This window comes from Fibrobacter sp., assembly GCA_024398965.1.
Lineage (GTDB): Bacteria > Fibrobacterota > Fibrobacteria > Fibrobacterales > Fibrobacteraceae > Fibrobacter.
The window spans coordinates 1-20,063 of the sequence record JAKSIF010000026.1 but is presented as its reverse complement, the minus strand read 5'-3'; the positions used below and the strand labels follow the sequence as shown (position 1 = coordinate 20,063).

The 20,063-nt window shown below is 48.6% G+C and carries 20 protein-coding genes; 4 read left to right on the top strand and 16 right to left on the bottom strand.

From position 1 onward, the window contains the following. Window positions 1–84 precede the first annotated feature (84 nt). The gene (locus MJZ26_10475; GenBank protein MCQ2106204.1) at window positions 85–936 is read right to left on the bottom strand and encodes an undecaprenyl-diphosphate phosphatase; all 852 of its coding nucleotides are present in this window, start codon (window positions 934–936) and stop codon (window positions 85–87) included. A gap of 80 nt (window positions 937–1,016) precedes the next feature. Beyond that, window positions 1,017–2,198: a hypothetical protein gene (locus MJZ26_10470; GenBank protein ID MCQ2106203.1), complete on the bottom strand. Its 1,182-nt coding sequence runs from the start codon at window positions 2,196–2,198 to the stop codon at window positions 1,017–1,019. Between the two features lie 179 nt (window positions 2,199–2,377). Here MJZ26_10470 and MJZ26_10465 point away from each other — a divergent pair, with 179 nt between their 5' ends. Further along, window positions 2,378–3,106: a polysaccharide deacetylase family protein gene (locus MJZ26_10465; protein MCQ2106202.1), complete on the top strand. Its 729-nt coding sequence runs from the start codon at window positions 2,378–2,380 to the stop codon at window positions 3,104–3,106. Between the two features lie 73 nt (window positions 3,107–3,179). Here the strand turns inward: MJZ26_10465 and MJZ26_10460 are convergent, their stop codons facing one another. Both MJZ26_10460 and MJZ26_10455 read right to left on the bottom strand, forming a co-directional pair. Next, complete coding sequence (locus MJZ26_10460; protein ID MCQ2106201.1) at window positions 3,180–4,046, bottom strand: carboxypeptidase-like regulatory domain-containing protein; 867 nt, start codon at window positions 4,044–4,046, stop codon at window positions 3,180–3,182. 61 nt (window positions 4,047–4,107) lie between these two features. Further along, window positions 4,108–4,407, bottom strand: a complete 300-nt coding sequence (locus MJZ26_10455; GenBank protein MCQ2106200.1) for a type B 50S ribosomal protein L31 — start codon at window positions 4,405–4,407, stop codon at window positions 4,108–4,110. An 88-nt stretch (window positions 4,408–4,495) separates the two neighbouring features. Here MJZ26_10455 and MJZ26_10450 point away from each other — a divergent pair, with 88 nt between their 5' ends. Then, window positions 4,496–5,107 carry a hypothetical protein gene (locus tag MJZ26_10450; protein MCQ2106199.1) on the top strand — a complete coding sequence of 204 codons (612 nt, stop codon included), beginning with the start codon at window positions 4,496–4,498 and terminating at the stop codon, window positions 5,105–5,107. A 194-nt stretch (window positions 5,108–5,301) separates the two neighbouring features. Here the strand turns inward: MJZ26_10450 and hisB are convergent, their stop codons facing one another. The 12 genes from hisB to MJZ26_10390 form a co-directional block, all read right to left on the bottom strand. After that, a complete protein-coding gene (gene hisB, locus MJZ26_10445; GenBank protein MCQ2106198.1) occupies window positions 5,302–5,886 on the bottom strand; it encodes an imidazoleglycerol-phosphate dehydratase HisB in 585 nt (194 codons plus the stop codon). A 20-nt stretch (window positions 5,887–5,906) separates the two neighbouring features. Further along, complete coding sequence (locus tag MJZ26_10440; protein MCQ2106197.1) at window positions 5,907–6,890, bottom strand: helix-turn-helix domain-containing protein; 984 nt, start codon at window positions 6,888–6,890, stop codon at window positions 5,907–5,909. A gap of 2 nt (window positions 6,891–6,892) precedes the next feature. Beyond that, on the bottom strand, window positions 6,893–7,453 hold the full coding sequence (locus tag MJZ26_10435; protein ID MCQ2106196.1) for a Maf family protein: 561 nt from the start codon (window positions 7,451–7,453) through the stop codon (window positions 6,893–6,895). 42 nt (window positions 7,454–7,495) lie between these two features. Then, window positions 7,496–9,919 carry an LPS-assembly protein LptD gene (locus MJZ26_10430; protein MCQ2106195.1) on the bottom strand — a complete coding sequence of 808 codons (2,424 nt, stop codon included), beginning with the start codon at window positions 9,917–9,919 and terminating at the stop codon, window positions 7,496–7,498. 245 nt (window positions 9,920–10,164) lie between these two features. Next, the gene (locus tag MJZ26_10425) at window positions 10,165–10,983 is read right to left on the bottom strand and encodes a PDZ domain-containing protein (protein ID MCQ2106194.1); all 819 of its coding nucleotides are present in this window, start codon (window positions 10,981–10,983) and stop codon (window positions 10,165–10,167) included. 104 nt (window positions 10,984–11,087) lie between these two features. Beyond that, window positions 11,088–12,188, bottom strand: coding sequence for a hypothetical protein (locus MJZ26_10420; protein MCQ2106193.1), 1,101 nt, complete (start codon window positions 12,186–12,188; stop codon window positions 11,088–11,090). Between the two features lies 1 nt (window position 12,189). Further along, window positions 12,190–12,999, bottom strand: a complete 810-nt coding sequence (locus MJZ26_10415) for a metal ABC transporter permease (GenBank protein MCQ2106192.1) — start codon at window positions 12,997–12,999, stop codon at window positions 12,190–12,192. A gap of 1 nt (window position 13,000) precedes the next feature. Continuing rightward, on the bottom strand, window positions 13,001–13,681 hold the full coding sequence (locus tag MJZ26_10410) for an HAD hydrolase-like protein (protein ID MCQ2106191.1): 681 nt from the start codon (window positions 13,679–13,681) through the stop codon (window positions 13,001–13,003). Window positions 13,682–13,695: 14 nt separating this feature from the next. Beyond that, on the bottom strand, window positions 13,696–14,985 hold the full coding sequence (locus MJZ26_10405; GenBank protein ID MCQ2106190.1) for a deoxyguanosinetriphosphate triphosphohydrolase: 1,290 nt from the start codon (window positions 14,983–14,985) through the stop codon (window positions 13,696–13,698). Between the two features lie 70 nt (window positions 14,986–15,055). Next, the gene (gene ccsA, locus MJZ26_10400; GenBank protein MCQ2106189.1) at window positions 15,056–17,215 is read right to left on the bottom strand and encodes a cytochrome c biogenesis protein CcsA; all 2,160 of its coding nucleotides are present in this window, start codon (window positions 17,213–17,215) and stop codon (window positions 15,056–15,058) included. A gap of 71 nt (window positions 17,216–17,286) precedes the next feature. Beyond that, on the bottom strand, window positions 17,287–17,574 hold the full coding sequence (locus MJZ26_10395) for a GIY-YIG nuclease family protein (GenBank protein MCQ2106188.1): 288 nt from the start codon (window positions 17,572–17,574) through the stop codon (window positions 17,287–17,289). A gap of 186 nt (window positions 17,575–17,760) precedes the next feature. Next, entirely contained in the window at window positions 17,761–18,750 is a 990-nt protein-coding gene (locus MJZ26_10390) for a metallophosphoesterase (GenBank protein ID MCQ2106187.1), read from the bottom strand. Window positions 18,751–18,818: 68 nt separating this feature from the next. Here MJZ26_10390 and MJZ26_10385 point away from each other — a divergent pair, with 68 nt between their 5' ends. Next, window positions 18,819–19,376: a DUF5662 family protein gene (locus MJZ26_10385; GenBank protein MCQ2106186.1), complete on the top strand. Its 558-nt coding sequence runs from the start codon at window positions 18,819–18,821 to the stop codon at window positions 19,374–19,376. 29 nt (window positions 19,377–19,405) lie between these two features. Then, window positions 19,406–20,063, top strand: a 658-nt coding sequence (locus MJZ26_10380) for a putative sulfate exporter family transporter (GenBank protein ID MCQ2106185.1), incomplete at its 3' end; no start/stop codon positions are given.

Genomic DNA, 20,063 nt, shown 5'->3' with positions numbered 1-20,063 from the left:
TAATTCTGTTTTCATCACAAAAAAAAAAGACCGCCATTTTCATGGCAGCCTTTTCACTAAAACCTCGGCCCTCGAGCCTCGAACCTACTTAATAAAAATCAGGCCCAGAATACCAGCAACCCACAGGTAGTAGCTGAAGTAGTGGAACTTACCCTTCTGCACGAAGGCCATGAGCCACTTCAACGCGATAATGCCGAAGATGAAGGCGACGATCATGCCCACCAGAAGTTCCGGAGTAAAGCCCGAAGCGTCGGCGCAGGCCAAAGCCTTTTCGGGCTTTTCGATGGCGTAACGTGCAACGGTTTCGGGATTCTGGCACTTGATCCACTTGATGCAATCCAGGAGGGCGGCGCCACCGACGGCGGGAATGCTCATGAGGAAGCTGAATTCGCCGGCGTACTTGCGGTTAACGCCCAAAAAGATCATGCCGCTGATAGTAGAACCGCTACGGCTGATGCCCGGGATACAGGCGATACCCTGCACAACGCCCGTCACCAGAGCGCGCCACCAGTTCATCTTGACGCCTTCGTTATCCGGATGCTTGCTGCCGGTCTTGCCCCACTGGGAAACGAACAGCAAGGTGGCGGTAAACAGCATGGCGCAGCAGACGGCCTTGGGATTTTCGAACAGGCTTTCCAGAGGTTTCTTGAAGCCGATGCCAATGATGGCCGTGGGAATGGAGGCCAGCACGATGTAGCCTGCTTCCTTCAGCTGGACCGGATCGCGGCGGATGCAGCCTACAATCATGTCCACAAGTTTCTTGCGGAACACGACGAAGATGGAAAGCAAAGTTCCTGCGTGGAGCATGATGTCGAAGAACATGCCCGCTTCCTTCATGTTCAAGAGCTTTTCGCCGAGAACAAGATGGCCGGAACTGGAAATGGGGAGAAATTCTGCGAGGCCCTGCAACAGGCCCAAAATAATAGATTCAATCATAGAATGAAATATAGAAAGTTTGTCTAAAACAAAAAGCCCCTACGGAAAACCGCAGGGACTTTCAACAAGGAATTATTTAATTAGCCTGCACAGGTTGCCTTAACAATCTTGTACTGGAAAGCCTTATCAACATCTTCCGTTTCTTCAGCGACAAACGTTTTGGTCAGCATGCCATCCTTACAAGAATATGTAGAGCCGTCAGTAGGCTTTGCATCTTCGTACATGGAGCAATCGCTCACAGGAGAGATCACTCTAATGCTCGTTAACATGGTCTTGCCTTCAAACGTATACACGGTTTCGGTTACCATGTCTTCATTCTTGTAGGAAATAACCCACTTGTCGCCATCTTCAGGGATATCGCAGGTATAGTCTGACGATTCCAGCGGGCTATCCGGATCGTCTATAGCCGGCTCTTCAGAATCATCGTCATCATCGGAACCTACAGGGGATTCATAATCGTCGTCATCATCTTCGTCGTCAGAACTATCCTTCAGGCCATTCACCGTCAAGCAGTGATCCTGAGCTTCATTGAACATATCCTTACGAGTATAGGAATCAGAAAACTTGCCGGAGGTAGACTGGGCATCCAAGCTTTCACCCTTATAAGTGTAGAGAATCTTGTATTCATTACCGGAGATGGTGTAAGTCTTGGTCATGTCACCACCTAAGCCAATGTTATAGTAGCCATAGCTCCATGTGTCACTGTCCATCTTAAAGCTACAATCTTCCTTAGAACTGGAACCCGGCAGCTTCTTGTCATCATCGTCATCATCTTCATCGTCATCATCACCGCTAGAGAAGCCCGGCATTTCAGGCAGATCTTCGCCATTGAACATGGCGCATTCAGACTGTGCGTAAAAGCGAGCCATCTCCATGGCTTCCTTACTAACGTCAGCATCCTTTTCAGTAGCCTTGTATTCAATAACGCCATCACCGCACTTGAAGGAATCAAACTCTTCGCCATCCATATCTTCCTTGACTTTCTTGCAAGCAAGTTCAAGCTCTGCCTTGGAAATACCACTTCCCAAAGATTCCTTGAAGTATTCGGTGATGGAGCCATCCTTATTGAAGGTCATGGTTTCCTTTATACCAACGCCATACATACTGTATTCAAAGCCGATGGTCTTGCCGTCGTCAATGACCTTACAAGACTTGGAATCATCAAAAGAACCTGCACCGCTGCTAGAATCGTCGCCGCAAGCAACGAGACCAAAGGAAGCCACGAGAGCGGAACCCAGGGCAATCTTTTCAAACTTATTCATATGAAATCCTTTTTTACATTGTTAATTTGAACTAAAATATAATACAATTTTACTACAACATGTAGGTTATTTCGTAATAATTTTGTGGATAAATTTTCAATTTTACTGAGAGCGATTTTCTCACCATAATCACAGGCCACGGCCCATGGTTTCGCCGCAAAAAAACTATCTTGCAAAATATGAATCGAAAGTTTTTGCTATGCTTCCATGATTTCAGCGTACGGAACTTCAAGTACGTTACCCCAATCTTGCACGAACTGTGCGATTTTGCAGGACGTCCGTTCAGCGTTTTGGTCATCCCAAGCACAGAAGGCGCCAATAGCGACAGCATAAGCGAATTCCAAGAATCACTGATTCAGCTAAAAAAGGAAGGCTTCGAGCTTGCCCTACACGGATTCAAGCACAAGGCCGAATTTAGCCAAGGACGCAGCTACCGAGGGCTTCTATCCATGGCCCTAACCCACAACGAAGCGGAATTCGCTGGCCTTAGCGAGTTTGAATCCAGCCGCATGCTACAGCAGGGGCTAAGCGCCTGGAACAGCCTGATGTTCACTCAGGAACAAGCCGAGGGAGAACCTCCGGCAGCATTCGTTCCCCCAACCTGGTACAGCAACAAGTATCTACCCCGCCAGGTCAATGCCGCGGGCATGATCTACGAGGGGCGTTCAAGAATCATCACACCTAAGGGTAACTGCTATCTATCTCCCGCCATCAGTTTTGCGGGGATGCCCAAGTTCACGGTCAATCCCACGGTAAATCTTGGCGACATCTTCATGAAGATGCCCTTCGGGCTTCCACGCATCGCGTTGCATCCAACGGACTTCCCCGAGCTGAAGCCCCACGTAAAACACCTGATCCGCACAGCGCTTGGCAGCGGCAGGATGCTAACCCTCTACAGCAAGCTTTAAAAAAATCCCCGTAACCTAAATGGCTACGGGGATTTTTAAAGTTTTCAGCTAAGCCGATTCTGCGACACTCGCCTTACTTGACTTCGAAGTAGTAAGTCTGCAGAGTCTTGCCGTCCTGAGACAGCTGGATGATCTGCTTGCCCTTGGGGAGGCTAGACTTGATTTCGAAAAGGTTTTCAGCCTTGTATTCAACAGTAAGAGCAGTGCCCTTAGCCTTGTCTACAAAGAGACCGTTCTTTTCGTCGGCGCCAAAGCCCTTACAGTCGGAGTGATCTGCAACAGCACCTTCAACTGCAGGATAGGAGGTAGCAACCAGCGGAGAGGTGACGGAGCTTGCGTTCACGTAGAGAACGTCAAGGTTGCCGTCCATGACACGAGGTGCCGGCAGCGGAACGAGTTTGATTTTGTCCTTAGCCTTATCCTTCTTGCCCTTCTTCTTGTCGGCCTTACCCGGAACCTTGCCTGCGTTGGGATCCTGCGGGAACACCAGACGGTAGCCGGCAACAGAAGCGTCGGTACAGGTGGCGGACCAGATTACCCATTCATTTTCAATCTTTTCAGGACCTTCGGTGGTACCGGTCTTGTACATACCCGGCTTAACCTGGTCGCTATATTCGAACAAAGTCACGTTCAGGTTCGGTTCCTTTTCGGTGGTAGCAATAGTCTGCTGACCCAGCACATACTTGGAACGACGGGCCTTGATGCGATATTCGCCAACGGGGACCTTTTCGAACTTGAACTTACCCTGCATGAGTTCGCCCTTATAGGGGTACTTGGGGTTCTGGGTACCGTAGATGGTAGAGTCCATCCAAACGGTGGGCATTTCGACAGCCTTGCCAGTAAACGGATCAAGAACAACACCTTCGATGGTGCCAGTCTTTTCGCAGCCGGTCATTACAATAGCAACCAGAGCTGCAGCGCACAAAGTAAGCTTCTTCATTTTAAATCCTTTTTAAAAAAAGCCCCCCTTCAAAAACGGGGGGCCCAAAAATTCATTTTGATTATTCAGCGTCAGCTGCCGGGCGTTCTGCCTTGCGAGTCTTGCGCTTTGCACCAGTGATGTTGCCGGCGAAACGCTTGTTGAAGCGATCGATACGGCCAGCGGTATCCACGCGATGCTGCTTACCTGTCCAGAACGGATGGGTGTCTGCAGTAATTTCGAGGGAGATCACACTGTACTCTACACCATCGATAGTCTTCTTTTCGGCGGAAGACTTCGTGGAGCGGGTGATGTATTCTTTACCCGTATTCGCATCGACGAACACGACCGGTTGATAGTTAGGGTGGATACCATCTTTCATTGTATACTTCCTGTGAAGTGTTGTTAAGAGAGCCTAAATTTAGAAGATTTTCGCCATTTTGGCAAGATAATTATTGTATTTTTGAATCATGAAGCGAATTTTCAAGGCATTTGCAGGCATTTTGCCGGTCATTTCAGCCCTTACATTGGGAGCCTGCGGCAACGACGCCCCTGTGGCAAAAACTATCGTAGTCAACCAGAAGATGATCCTTGTCGAATGGCCCGACAGCCAGTACATTGCCAGCCTGGACTCCATCCTCGCCATGGAACCGGTCAAGGAGCAGAAAAACGTAGATGCCAATTTGACAATGAAAGGTTTCAATGCCCCCGGATTCAAGCTACCCTCCTCTGTCACGGGAAAGCCTGACCCCAAGAGCAAGGCAAACCACCAGTCGAAGACCAAGCCCTCGGCGGAGCGTTTGGCCCAAGCCCCCAAGGCAGACAACAGCGCAGAGAACTTTGCTAACAAGTTTAGCGATGCCCTGTCCAGACTCCAGTCTGACCCCAGCAACGCCAGCTTATACAAGACCGTTGAGGCCAAGGACGGCGACGACCTGTTCAAACTGCTAAAAAGGACCTACGGCGCCGGAGTCCAGAACCTCCCCCGCTTCTATATTCTTTCGGCCCTGCAATCTGTTAACGCAGGCGTTTCCCTGGAACACCTGAACGCAGGCGATAAAGTTCGAATTCCAAAAATCTAGGATTTTTGAATTCGAACAGGTACCAATTACGAGTTATGAATTACGAGAGGTTCGCGGGATGAATTCCGCGGGCCTTTTTCAGTTATAAATTACGATGTATGAAGTATGTGAAAAAATGGCTCGCCGAAGGCGAGCACTTGTAACTTATACTTCGTAATTCATAACTGGAGCTTTGTAATTAGCGCACAGCGCAATTACAAAACTCCTTTACTGCTGGGCACGCCCTTCACATTACGGCTGGGAGCAATGGCCATGGCAACTGCACGAGCCAAGGCCTTGAAAATGCTTTCGAGACAGTGATGATTGTCGTTACCGTAGAACAGTTCCACGTGCAGGTTCATGCGAGCATTTTCACACAGACTCTTGAAGAAATGTTCAAACATGCTTGCTTCAATACCACCAGCGGTTGCACCGGGAAGCTTTACGTTCCAGACAAAGCCAATTCGGTTACTGAAGTCGATGCAAACACGGCTAAGAGCCTCGTCCATAGGAACGAAGTAGAAACCGTAACGTTCGATACCCTTCTTGTCGCCAAGGCATTCCACGAAAGCCTGGCCAAGCACAATGGCAATATCTTCCATGCTGTGGTGCATATCCACATTGACATCGCCATTGCAGGTAAGATCCAGATGGAAACCGCCGTGTACCTGGAACAGGTTAAGCATGTGATCCAGGAAGCCGTTGCCAGAATTGATTACGCCAGGGGTGGCTTCGTCAAGATTCAAGCTCAATTCAATATCGGTTTCGTTAGTCTTTCTAGAAATCTTGGAACTACGCATTGTTCACCTTGCTATATGGATTACTTGACGATCTTGCCGCCAAAAACACGGAAGCGGGTTACGCGGCCAAACTGCATTTCGGGAAGCGGAGTTTCCACGCCATTGAGAAGAAGCTTTGCAATGGCCTTCGGTTCACCGATGGTTACACACAAAGTATCTTCGGTGTTGTAGACCATGCGAACATCCTTGCGAGCAATGTTTGCTTCCTTAAGGAAGGAACTGGAATCTTCGCGACGCTTGAGGCCAACCCAGGAAAGAGCTTCGCCAGAACCTACCAGAACAAAATTGGTCTTGTTCGTCTTGGGAGCGTTTTCGGCAGCCTTCTCGACCTTCTTGGAATCAGAAGAAATAAAGATTGTAGCAGATGCGGGAAGTTCAGACTTCTTAACCGCCTCATCTACAACAGCCTGGCTCACGGCACTTTCCGGAACCTTTGCGGTATCGGTAACGGCAGTATCCTTCTGCAAGGAATCTGCAGGAACAACCTCAGCGCCCTCGGGAACTTCAGCCTGTTCAGTAGAGTCTTCTGCAACTACAGCAGGAGCTTCATTAACCGGCGCAGGAGAAGAATTCTGTTCGGCGATGGATTCAAGATCCAGGAAATGAGAGGCGACTAGGAATGCCAGTATGAGCACAACAATCACCACAGGGACAGCCATACTCTTTTTCTTGGTTTCATCCTCAGTGACCGGAGCAATCTTACCGTGAGTAGAAACATCAACAAACTGTTTGCTGGGTTTCTGCCCCATTTCAGCGGCATAGCACTGAAGTACAGCCTGCGCATCAAGATTCAGCTTTGCTGAAATAGAGTTCAGATAGCCACGCACATAAGCGGGCACAGGAAAGCTCTTCCAATCGGAAGATTCAATAGCTTTCAAATTGGAAACTGTGAGCTTCGTCACAGCAGACAAATCTTCCAAGGACATGCCGCGAGCTTCACGTACTCGGGCAATATATTCACCTAAACGTTCGTCGGGTCTTTTTTCTTCAACCGGATTCGACACGATTACACCTCAATCTTCAATTCGCCAAACATCTTTAGCATCTTTGCTACAGGCAAACCCACCACGTTGTAGTAGCATCCTCTTATCCCCTGAATAAGCCTTGCGCCTGCTGTTTGAATGCCATAGGCCCCGGCCTTATCCATCGGGTCCTTAGAATTTACATATTCTTGGAGTTCCTGTAAGGAGTTCTCACGGAAAATGACCTCAGTTTCCTCCTCTGATGCAGAAAGAACCTGGCCATTCTTGCAAATAGCCACCCCGGTAATCACCTTATGGCCCCTTCCATTGAGGCGTTTCAGCATTTCAAGCGCACCTTCTTCGCTCTTGGGCTTCCCCAAAGGTTCTCCATCAAGGAAAACCAATGTATCAAAGCCCACTACATATTCTTCCGGCACATTACGGGAAACGGCAAGCGCCTTGATGCAGGCATTTTCCCTCGGAAAATCCAAAGGGTTGGTGGACGAAGGTTTTTCTTCTTCATTGGAAACTACAACTCTGAAATCAACCCCAATCAACTTGAGAATTTCTGAACGACGGGGAGAGCCACTGGCTAAAATCAACATAAAGAACCTTGATTACAGATAAAGTAAATTAATTTTCAAACACTACTTTGTTTCAGTACTGCCTGCGTTAAGTTTGATATCAGGCAGGTCTCGTACGTAGATGGAGAAACTCCAGCCCGCTGCAGGCCCCGTAGGAGTCCAGCTGAAATCCAACTGCCAACAATGAAGTACTCGGTTAAAGGTAAAGCTGTGCGTCACGAAACGGCCTTCGTTATAGTTGTAACGAGTGCTGTACGTCATTTCCCAGTTTCTTGTAGGCTGCAAGCTTGCGCTGATGCCCGTGGAGTGGGTAACCCTATCCTGGAAAAGATCTCGGGCCACACGACTGCTGCTGAAGCTGTAGCTGTAGTCTAGGCCAAAGGTCCACTTCAGCATTTCGTACTTTTCCATCTGGGACGGAAGACCGCCATTGAATTCACCGCTCCAGTTAAAGTGTTTCGAGAAGTCGTAACCCCAGTAAGTCAGTTCCGGGAAACGGACCTTATTGGGATCGTCTTCGTACTTGTGGTAAACACTATGGCGAGTATTAATGGTAAAGATGTAGTTCGGCAAAACCTGTAAACCGAAGGAAGATGTAATGTCGGAGAACTGCAGTGAATCCGCAGCAAAATTGTAGGATACGTTATGACGGGTTGTTAGCAGTCGACGTGTTCCATACTGGTCTTCCACCGCCTTGGCCGTATCGCCCTTTGTAGTATCCGCGGCATGACCAACAACTTTCAAGTACTTGATGTCGAAGTCGTTGTTCAAACCAAAGCCAACAGTCTTCTGCTTTGTCTGGTACGGAGTCTGCCCAAGCAACGGATGGGGAGCGAACTTCTTGACCGTATCGATTTCCGGCGCGTAGGTGTAAGATACACTGGGAGAAAGCACATGTCGGACACCGGTAAAACGACCAATCTCAGGAACCCAGATACCATACAGCTTTGTATCCGCGGTAATACTGTAATTGTGGTTGTAGGCGACTTCACCATAGCTATCGTGTTCAGGATCCAAGCTCATGTAACGACGGCGATACTTGAGAGAGTCCTCGGGATTGATCCAGCCCGTTCCAGTCCAATAACCCGTGAACGTAGCCCGTGGAGTAAGGTTAATAACATCGAAAAGACTTCCGGAATAATCCAGGGAGTAGGTTCCCGTGTAACCTACATATTCCGCAGTAGTATCCACCTCGTTAATGGTATCCTGTGCGCGACGGGTATAGTAGTTAAAGCGGTTGTTGAAGCTGTAGTTAAACTTTTCAAGATAGCTCTGGAAGGAGCCGTCGTCGGCAGCCACGTCATCCTCGTCCAGTTCAAAATCAAAAAGCTGGCCGCTCATACGGTACTGGACGTCGGGAATCTCTCGTTCCATAAGGTCCGTAACGAGGTTGTGCTTCTGGCTGGCCTTCACCGTTAGGCTCTTGTTGGTCCCGATCTTTCCGGAGTAGGTCAACTGGGCGTTTGCCTGCTGGTTCAAGATGGTTTCCGCATCCAGGGCGTTATCCTTACGGACACTCTGGCTACTGACGAAGGAACCGGAACCACTCAAGGTATGCTTGCCATCGGGAGTCAAGTTCTGGTTATGGCTAAAGCGAATGTCGTAACCGCTATTGGCTACATCAAATTCCTCAAGGTAGGCCGTGTAGGAAAGGTTTCCATCCAGTACGTAGCGTTTCTTGTAACGCACCTCCCCTGTCATGGTCGAACGTTCAAAGCGAGCCTCTTCGCCTTCAATAATGTCGCCCTTGACGGTTGCGTCCCAGTAGTCGTTGGGTGCGTAGTAAAAGCCGAGGTTACTCATGTAGTAACCCTGCTTCTGGTCACCGCCGAACTTTGGCGTCAGGATACCGGAACGGCGGCCACTCTTAAGAGGAGCCACCACCATGGGAAGCACAGCCACAGGAACATCGGCAATATTCAGCACCACAGGTCTTGCCGTAATGGTTTCCTTGGGCTTTACCACCATGCGACGGCCATAGAAATAAAAATGCTGATGCGTAGAATCGTTACAAGTACTGAAGTCGCCTCGGGCAATTTGGATTCGCTGGTCAGGCAGGCGACGGACTTCCATTCCGTTCAACTGCTGGTTGTCCTGGTACGTCGTTGCGTAATAGATTTCACCGATTCGGCTTTTCATGTTGTACTTGAGGCGCATACCCGACAGAGAGGGATTCTTCGAATCTCTCATGATTGGATCACCACTTGCCGCAAGAACCGAATTTTCCTGGTCAAACCAGATTGTATCGGCATCCAAGGTCGCGGTACGATACTTCAACTGCGCGCTATTGTTCAAATTGAAGGTAGACCGTTCTACATCGTACTCCAAGTCTACAGCTCGGTACTCAATGGTATCTGTACCGGTAGTGTCGTTCATCCAGTCTACTTCAGTGGTATCTTCTTCCACCTGTTCACGCTCTTCCAGCTCAAAGCGGGTCATCTCCTGCCCGAATGCGGACGGAGCGGCAAAGGCTGTTGTGAAAATCACAAAAACAGCCCACATAAGCCATTTTAAAAAGCTGTGGGTTCTAGACAGATACACGATGGGCAAAATGTAGATAATTAAAGTGGGGCGAGTTTACTCGTTACAGATTCAAGGCCCCAGGTTCGACTCTCCAGGAGCGACATTTCAAGTTAAACACTCATAGGATGAAGTTCTAAGAATTCGAAAAATAAAAAACGTCCGGATGGACCGAACGTTTCTTTATTACTTTGTATGTACCAGGTCGAGAATTACTTCAGGACTGCGTTTCTACCGCTGACGTTACCATTCTGTTCGATGGAAACCATGTAACGGCCAGAAGGAACGTTATCGGAGTTCCAAGACAGAGTGTTGAAACCCGGCTGGGCATTTTCAGAACGGAGTACAGCAACCTGTTCGCCTTCGGCACTCATGATGGTAACAACAACAGTACCAGCTGTCTTCAGTTCGAAGCTTACTGCATTACGGCTGAAGCCCTTAAGGATAGCCTTGTCAGCCTTGCCATTGTTCTGCTTGGGAGCCTTGGGTGCGAATTCTTCGGCCTTTTCTACGTAGATACCGTTAAGGCCCTTGGAGTTCACATTCTTTTCGGAGATACGATAGCCGTGCTTGAGAACGGCAACCAGTTGGTCTTCGCTGTTAGCGCTAGCAAAGGTTTCCAATTCTTCTGCATTGAATTCCTTCTTGTCGCCATACCAGGCTTCGACCTTTTCGGCATCAAGATCCTTAACCTTGATCTTTGCGCGGCGGATTACAGTGGAAAGAGTGTCAGCACCGCTGACGAAGGTCAGTTCAAGGGGCTTATTTGCCTGACCGCGGAGAAGATCCTTGGATTCATCGATAGTAAGACCTGCAAGGCTCTGACCATCTACGGCAATAATCACATCGCCAGACTGAAGCTTGCTTTCTGCAGCGGGGGTTCCCGGGATTACTTCCGCAACCTTGACGCCCTTCTTGAGCTGATAAATGGTAACACCGATACCACCGAAGGATTCATTTTCGGCGAGAACCGGAGTGGCAGCCATGCCAAAAGCGGCAGCAATCAAAGAGGCTTTAATAAAACGGTTCATAAATTTCTCCCTATTTATTTCTTCTAATTGATATATAAATAAAATGATAATTTCGGTCAATAGCCCCAAGACGATCCAAAGCCCCAAATGAGGCAAAATCAGGCCTATTCAGTCATTTCGTCGTCATCTTCCTCGTCTTCATAATCTTCGAGGCTCTTATCCCCAGGAACAATGACCAGGCCCAAGGTTACCGGATCGCCCTTTGAGTTCAGATAGGCTTCCAGATACAGGGATGTGGACAAACGAATCAGGCGAAGGTCCAGCATCTTGCCACCCTTGTGGATGCTCTTGGGATTCAGATTGATGAACAGGAACTTTTTGTTCTTGTATTCAAAACGGTCTTTTTCATAATTGATGGTCCACTTGGAGTCGCCATCATTTTCTTGACGATAGACACACTCATCATTATCGATATCGCACTCGAAACTGGCGCTTTCCTGATAACGTTTATTCCACTCACGGCTAAAGGAGCAGGACTGTATGCGGCCACCACCGTTGCGCTGCTTGTTCAACTGATCATTGATGACAACGTAATCCATCTTCAAGTCCTTGACCTGATTATAGACGTTCATCAAGATGATGTAGGCATCAATATCCTTCGGGCACTTTCCGGTAAGGTTAACGTCTTCATGTGCCTTGAGCAAGGTCTGCTGGAGATCAATATCAATGGCGTCGGGAATCTCACTTTGGGCAATCTTATCAAGAACCTTCTTAGGAGGAATCACCACCACCTTGTCACCTTTCTTGACTGCATAGCCCAGTTCATCCTTCACGTAGTCCAAGCACTGCTGCACATGGATATGCACCGTATTGGATCCACCGGAAACAAAGTCAACACCAATGCGAACGCTCCATTCGCCAGCGGTACTCCCCTTCTTATCCAGTTCACAGAACGGATCTTCTCGAATACCATCAATAAAGACAACCTTGGCGTTAAGCTTGGTCACCAGGGAAGCCTCCTTGTCCAGGGCTCCACCCAAACTCCAGAAATTCGGATTCAAGCGTAGGACTTCGGCAAAGGCCTTATCGCCATCAAGGGCCGGCAAAAGGGAGTCGTTGCGAGCATTCTTTTCTTGCAAAAGTTCAGAATACTCGGTGGCAACCGTCATATTGCTAAATCCGTTACGTGCTGCCGGGGCCGGATAGGCAACAGCCAACGAAACAAGACTAAGGACAGTCAATGCGAAAAACAGAATCTTTTTCATATTACCTTGAAAGTACAAATTTCCTAACGGCAAAGTTCAATGCGTAAAGAACCACGCCACAGAGAATGATGGTGGGACCCACCACAAAGTTCAACTGACAAGCAAGCATCAAGCCTGCAAGCATCAATGCCAGAGACAACCCCACAGAGATAAGGATCATCTGCACAAGATTTTTTGCATAGGTCTCGGCTATGTAGGCAGGAATGGTAAGAAGGGCTATCACCAGAATCATACCCACAGCCTGGACAGCAATAACCACAGTCAAGGCTATCATTGCAATCAAAAGCATGTAGTAGGTTTTTACCGGCAATCCCTGAACCCTGGCAAATTCCGGATCATAGGAAATGGCAAGGAACTTTCGGAAATTTGCAACCACAGCCAAAAGAATCAATACAAGAAGAGCGCCCATCCAGTAAAGAAGATCCGTTGGAACCGTTAGGAGACTTCCAAACAAGAAACTCATCATTTCGCCGCTATAGCCAGGAGTAAGGTCGGTCAGAATAACACCCAGGGCCATGCCTCCGGCCCAGATAATTCCAATGAAGGTGTCCGACTTTTTTCGATCCATCCAGGTTAGAAGCACCATCAGCATAGCACAGGCCACAGCAAAACCCAAGGAGCCAAGCATGGGCGAAAAGCCAAGGAATACAGCCAAACCGACGCCACCAAAGGATGCATGAGCAACACCTCCCGACAAGGACGTCAGGCGGTTAACCACAACAAAGGTTCCAACAATGCCGCAAGCCAAGGCAACAAGGACCGAGGCTATCAGAGCATTCTGCATAAAGCCAAAAGAAAGCAGTTCCATCATACTAGGCATCTCTCGTGAGTTCAGGAAGAATCGTTTTCAAGTCAAGCAAATTCGGAATGTGATAATCCACCCAAGGCGGAACATCCGGCAGAGGATTGACAAGAACCGTTCTCCAACCACGCCGGTGAGCGGGTTCCAAATTACGGGCAGAATCCTCCAGCAGGATGATTTCGGATGGATTTACTGGAGATCCATTGGCAAGGAACTGGTCCGGCAGTTTTTGGGCCAACCACTTTTCCGCCTTTTCATAGGCGCTTTCGTGAGGCTTGCCTTCCCAATCCATCTGTTTCAAGTCAAATATGTCCTCGAAACAATCGCGGATACCCATATGATCCATACCCGCTTCGCTCCAGTCTCGGCGACCATTGGTAAAAACAAACTTACGACCAGACAGGCCCGTAACCAAGTCTCGCTTTTCTGGCGACGACTTTGGATAAATCAGGTACTCTGGCTGGTGAATAAAGTCAAAGAAATCGTCGGGTTTAACGCCATGCATGGCCTGAAGTCCAGCGAGGGTTGTTCCAAAACGTTGCAGATAATCCTTGCGAATCTTATGGGCGGTTTCGAAATCAACGCCAGTTGCGTTTTGAACGGTCTTGGATATACGTTCATCAAGAGATTCTATGACGCAGTGTTCATCTGCGCCATACAAAGTCAAGTCGTAATCAAAGAGCCAAATCATCACGAAATTTCCAGCTAGTAACCCATGGCAAGGCCGCCAATCTGACGAGCCAGATAAGTGGCGTAGTTGTCGGTCATGCCGCTGACAAAGTCCAGCACCTGATGGTAGGCTTCGGCGGCAGTAACGCTCTGGCCAATCTTTGCCTGGCCAATCAAACGTACTATGCGATCGGCGCGATAGGAATTCTTACCATTCTTGCGGAAATCGTACACACCGTTGATGAATGCATCCAGGACAGTACTCAAGGTGGTATAGCTACCCACTTCAAGTTCGGTCTTGCGACGGTCCGGATAGATGCGTTCCACACCCAGGCGCTTTGCAATACGGATACCTTCCATGACCTCGGAACGGGACAAGTCGGTAAGATGCTTCACCGATTCACCAGACATAATCTGTTCGTAGTTATTCACAAAGGCAATAGCCACATCATCAATCAGGTTCTGGATAGCTAGTCCGCGAATGCTACTGAGGAAGTCACGGAAGTTCTGTCCGTTTTCCTGATACTCGCGGTCAATATCCACATCGGGGCCGCAGAGGTAGCTAAACATGCTACGTACATCGCCGAAGGAAAGAATACCAAGTTCGATGGCATCCTCCACATCCAGGATGCTGTAGCAGATATCGTCAGCAGCTTCCATCAAGTATACCAGCGGATGACGGGCCCACTTGCCAGTTTCCAGCTCGGGAATGCCCAAGGTGTAGGCGGTCATGCGGTAGAGATCAGCTTCTGTAGAGAACAGGCTGGTGGGTGTGCCGAACTTGGCCAGCTGGGGATACTTGATCATAGCCCCGATGGTTGCGTAAGTCAGACGCATGCCGCCATCCAGGAAATGGTATTCCAGCTTGCTCAGGATTCGATGGCCCTGAGCATTACCGTCAAAGTTTTCAAAGTCCGCAATTTCATCCGGTTTTAAATCCTGCATGGGAGCGGAATTGCGATTCTTACGGAACCATTCGCGAATGGCAGCCTCGCCGGCGTGGCCGAAGGGAGGATTGCCGATATCATGGGCCAAGCAGGCAGACTGAACGATGGTGCCGAACTGGTATTCGTTCACATACTTGGGCAAATACTTCTTGATCAGGTGATAAACCGTAATGGCAAGGCTACGGCCAACGCTACTCACTTCAATACTGTGGGTCAGGCGGCTGTGAACGTGGTCGTTTACAGAAAACGGATGGACCTGGGTCTTTCGGCCAAGGCGGCGGAATGCCGTAGAAAAAACAATACGGTCGTAATCACGATGAAAATCAGAGCGGTTAGGATCCTGATCGGCAGGATGTCCATAACGCGTAGCAGAAAGCAAGGTGTCCCATTGAAGCATGGGGGAAAAGATAGAAAATTATGAAGTACGAGTTATGATTTACGAGAGTAAATTAGTCGGCTACGCCGAGATTTCGTCTACAATGGTTCAAATAAAAAATCACGCCAAGATCAGCGAGAATAAAAATCAAAAGCCACATTACCGTTCCGCTTTGGAAGCCGTAGCTATGAAGCCCGACTCCCAGCAAGTTAATTCCAAACCAGCAAAGGAACGTGACAATCACATTGAAACAGTTGAACAGTGCGAAGCCCCTTGGCGAGATGAGGCATCCACCGCGAAGGTGTAGCCCAAGCATCGTCCAAAGGCAAACGAAAAGAGCCCCGCATTCCTTAGGGTCAAAGCCCCAGAAACGCCCCCAGGCAAAATCCGCCCAGACGCCCCCAAGCAACGTACCCAAAATGGTAAAGGCAGAACCAAAAACAAGGGTACCGAAAAGGAGTTTGTTTATATTCTGAAGTTGTTCCGAATTCTTGGCGCAGCGGGTTTCGCGGAACAAGGCCACATGGGCAACGATTCCAGACAAAATAACGCTAGCAAATCCCAGGGCGATTGTAAACACATGTAGTGTCAGAAACACCGAGGAATTCAACACCGCAGGAATGGGCTGGAACAAATCCCCAGGTTCCAAAATGAACTTGGCAAAGAACAACAGGACTGTGGCCATTGCCGTTACTGGAATGATGAGGGAGAACGTGCGTTTCTTGCAGAAGATAAAGGCTCCAAATTCAAAGCATTCTAACAGTAAGGCAATCAACAGCACAATCTCATACAAACTGGAAAGAGGCGGGCGGCCTGTAATGTAAAGGCGCAGGGCAAATGCTATGGACAACGTTGCTGCGGTCGCTGCAGCCATGGAGTTCGCCGCCACATCAAGGGCGCGCTTTTTGAAAAGGGAATTGACTGCAGCCAAGACACAACCGATGAAAGCTAGGATGAACGCGATCAAGGCAAAGTTGGCGTGGTTGTAGAAAACTTCTGCCTTAAATTTTTTTGTCTGTTCCGGAGTTGCCGTAGCCTTTCTAAAATCACCTCGTTCGATGGATTCATAAAGTTGCACATTGGCAAGCAAACGTTTCATTTCGGCTGTAGCCGGATGGTCATCGTTGCGGCTTGCATAAATTTCCAGTTGAGAACGGGAGGCATTCAAATCATTGTAGCTGACATAACGTTTATTTTCAGGCAGATGAAGCGCCTGCAACACATCGCTGCGAAGAACCTTAAAAAGTTCTTTTTCTTCAGAGGCACGCACATAAATAAGTCCAACCATATAAACCGCATCTTCATCATCGCAGTCATCCTCTACGCAGTACTTAAAAGTAACCTTGCCATAAAGATCGTTGACAATCCCGCGAGCAAAGGAGTCAAAGGGGCGCACAACCCCATTGACCATTACAGGGTCTTCAGGATTCCAAGGCAGTTTTTTCGCAATAGAATCTGGAATAGCAGGAGGAAAAAGGGTTGTTGCATTTGCGGAAGGCGTAAAAAACAGGCCTGCAAAAACCAAGGCAATCACACTTATAAAGTTCTTTTTATTTGCAGCAGACCCAGCCCGCACCTTAACAGCATAATGAAACGCCGCACTGAGCAAGAACAAAATCATGAACACGTACGGCACAAAATGGAAAGGGTCGTAGGTAGCCGTATAAAGGTCCACCTTCACTCCCATCATATCCACCTGACCTTTGTAGAACGTAAAGTAGGGATAGCCCTCTCCCACTTTCACCGCACTTGTATTCAAGCCGTCATTGACGGTGTAGTAGGTAATCTTTTGCGGAGTCTTGACGTCCACCAATTCGCCTACGGCAGGAACTGCACGGAAACCGTTAAACTCCTGACGAAATTCGGAGCCCACAAGGCTACCCACCAAAAGAACCAGCAGGGCAATATGCATTCCATAAAGCCCCAGGTTACGCCAACCCGAGAGAACAAGTTTGCCCGAGTCGTCCCGAGAGAAAATCCGCGGCATACGGTACATCATGGAGGCAATCAACTGAAGCGCACTCACTGCAGCCAATGATTTAAAAGCGGGCACCGGAATCACCCCAAGAACCCACAGGAAATAACTTCCAAAAAAGCGATTTGTTGCAAGGGCAGCCCCTTCGTTACCCGCAGCAGCCTGGCCGAGAACGCCCCAAAATGTCAGCAACAAGAAAGCAACCAGCAAAGCGCAAGTCACCTTCAAGGAAGCAAACTTTTTCAAGCAGTCAATCATAATGTGTCATTCCAAGCGTTGCGAAACATAATAAGTGTCATTCCGAGCGTAGCAAAGCGAAGTCGAGGAATCTAAACTTCACCTTGCATTAAATCGTTCCATAAAGGATTTTGACCATTAACAAGAACATTTTTCTTTGCCCTACTCCAACCTTTTAATTGCTTTTCACGAGCTATAGCATCATTCACTTCAGTATATTGTTCCAAATAAACCAATTTGTGGACTTTATATTTTTGAGTAAATCCAGTGACATTCCCAGAACAATGTTCCTCATAACGGCGCCTTATATCATTCGTCAATCCAATGTATAAAGCATTATTATTAGAACTTGCCATCATATATACGTAATACTCATTCATTTTCCCTTTCCCCCTCTTCTAGATCCTGCTCCTTAGAACCTAAGAATTGTAAGGCAACAAGTTGCCAACAATTCTATATCGACTTCGTGCTACGCACTTCGCTCAGGATGACACGTTACACAAAACTTCAGTTCTACGCTCAGGATGACATTTCATTCAATTCTACAAACAATCGTTCAATGACGTTTAACGTCCAACCCACACGAATTTGGATTCGTCAAGACGTTGTTCCCCATCAAAACGGTAGCAAGCCAGATGGCCACCGCCAGCATGACGCGCAATGCTAAAATCCAGGCAGCAAACGTTATGACGCATCAGGCAGGGTTCGCCAGTGAGCCAGTAATGTCCAAAAAACACAGGGCGTTCATCTTCGCCATAATAAGAGCGAGCGCGAACTTCTGATGAAACTTCGCAACCCTCAGGCATCTTTATTCCCGGCTGAAGGCTCAGTTCATCAAGCGTTGCCGTTGCAGGATTCATCCACCAACGAAGCCTTGTCTTGAAACGTTTGACGTTTTCTCCATCAAAGAAAAACTGATGGTTGGGCAATTCCATTTCCGGCCCTTTCAGTAGCATGTCTACGGGCCAAAAGAGGGAATCGCCATATTCATTGGCCTCATCATTCACCCTATAGATCAGCTCGTCAAAATTTCCATCGGCAAAACAGCTGATACCAGCAGCCTTCAACTGCGCCACAGCCTGAGGGTGAAAACTGGCGTGCTGCGCCCGGAACAAATCCGTTTCCAGGTAGAAAGGCAATGTCTTTACGAATTCCTTCATTTCCTTGAATTCGTCCTTACGGCCCACGAAATCCGCAACAGTCCGCGAATGAACCGCCACCTTGTTGAAGGTATGCTCACGAAGGTACCCCTGCCCCACCTTTTTCAGGAAACGTCCGCCATCGCCATTTTTCTGCCAAAAACTCAGCATGTTGAATTCATGATTGCCCATGAGGGCGATGGCACTGCCAGCATCACGCATGGCGCGAACCAAGTTCAGCGTAGCGCGCACATTGGGGCCGCGATCCACATAGTCCCCCAGAAAAACAACCACACGTTCATTGCCAGGATAACGGAATGCCCCAGCAGACTCCACATAGCCTAGCTTTTTCAGCAGGGCCTTCAGGCACTCACAATGCCCGTGGATATCACCAATGAAGTCGATGGATGTTTTCATAATTTTAAAGTTATTAAATTCTGTTCCCTTTACCCTTTAAACTTCAATCTATTTTCTAAATTTTTGCCATGTTTCATCCGATCCGTCATTTCATCACCATAACCAAGCACAGGAACGAAGTGATTCGCCTTTGCTTCAAGGCGGGTATCGGATTCCAGGGACTTTTCCACGATCTGTCCAAGTACACTCCTACCGAGTTTATTCCCGGCATGAAGTACTACACCGGCAAGGAATCCCCCAACAACGGGGAGCGAAATGCCACCGGCTATAGCCTAGCCTGGATGCATCACAAGGGACGAAATAAGCACCATTTCGAATTCTGGTATGACTACGAAATGGTCACAAAGAAAATCGTACCCATGCCCATGCCGGACCGCTATATCAAGGAGATGTTCTGCGACCGCGTTGCCGCCTCCAAGACTTACGGCGGCAAAGACTACGACCGTACCAGTCCCCTACTGTATTTGACCCAGAGTACCGCCCGCGAAAAAATGGCCGAGGAAACCTACCTAAAGTTACTTTTCCTCCTGACCATGCTTGCTGAAAAAGGCGAAAAAGAAACTCTGGCCTTCATGAAGAAAACAAAAGTCTTACCAATCATCGAACCAGCGCAGCCCCAAAAGTAAAAAGCTACGCCACAAAGGAGTAAAGAAAAATGAAAGAGAAAATCGCAAAGATTGCATTCGTTCTTTTGATTCTCGCAGCCTGCTGCCCCTGCGTTGCCTCCTGGATGGCACTTTTGGCAGGCATCGTTTACGCCTTTATTTTCGGCGGCCCTGCCTTCCCCAAGTTCGCAAAGAAAACCCAGAAGTACTTACTTCAAGGTTGCGTGGTGGGCCTTGGCTTTGGCATGAACCTGCAGGCGGCCCTTGCCTCCGGCAAGGACGGCATGATGTTTACCATCGTGTCTGTGGCAAGCGTCATGATTCTTGGTTTCGTCGCAGGCAAGCTTATCAAGGTGGATTCCAAGACATCTTACCTGATTTCTAGCGGCACAGCCATTTGCGGAGGTTCAGCCATCGCTGCGGTAGCTCCCGTTGTAAAGGCCGACGACAAGCAGATGAGCGTTTCCCTGGGAACAATCTTTGTGCTGAATGCATTGGCCCTTCTGATTTTCCCGCCGCTGGGCCATTTCTTCGGTTTGGATAACCAGCAGTTCGGCGAATGGGCTGCCATCGCCATCCACGACACCAGTTCCGTGGTGGGCGCCGCAGCAGCTTACAGCGACGAATCCTTGCAGGTGGCCGCCATGGTTAAATGCACCCGCGCCCTCTGGATTCTTCCGTTAGCCCTCGTGACCATGTTCATTTTCC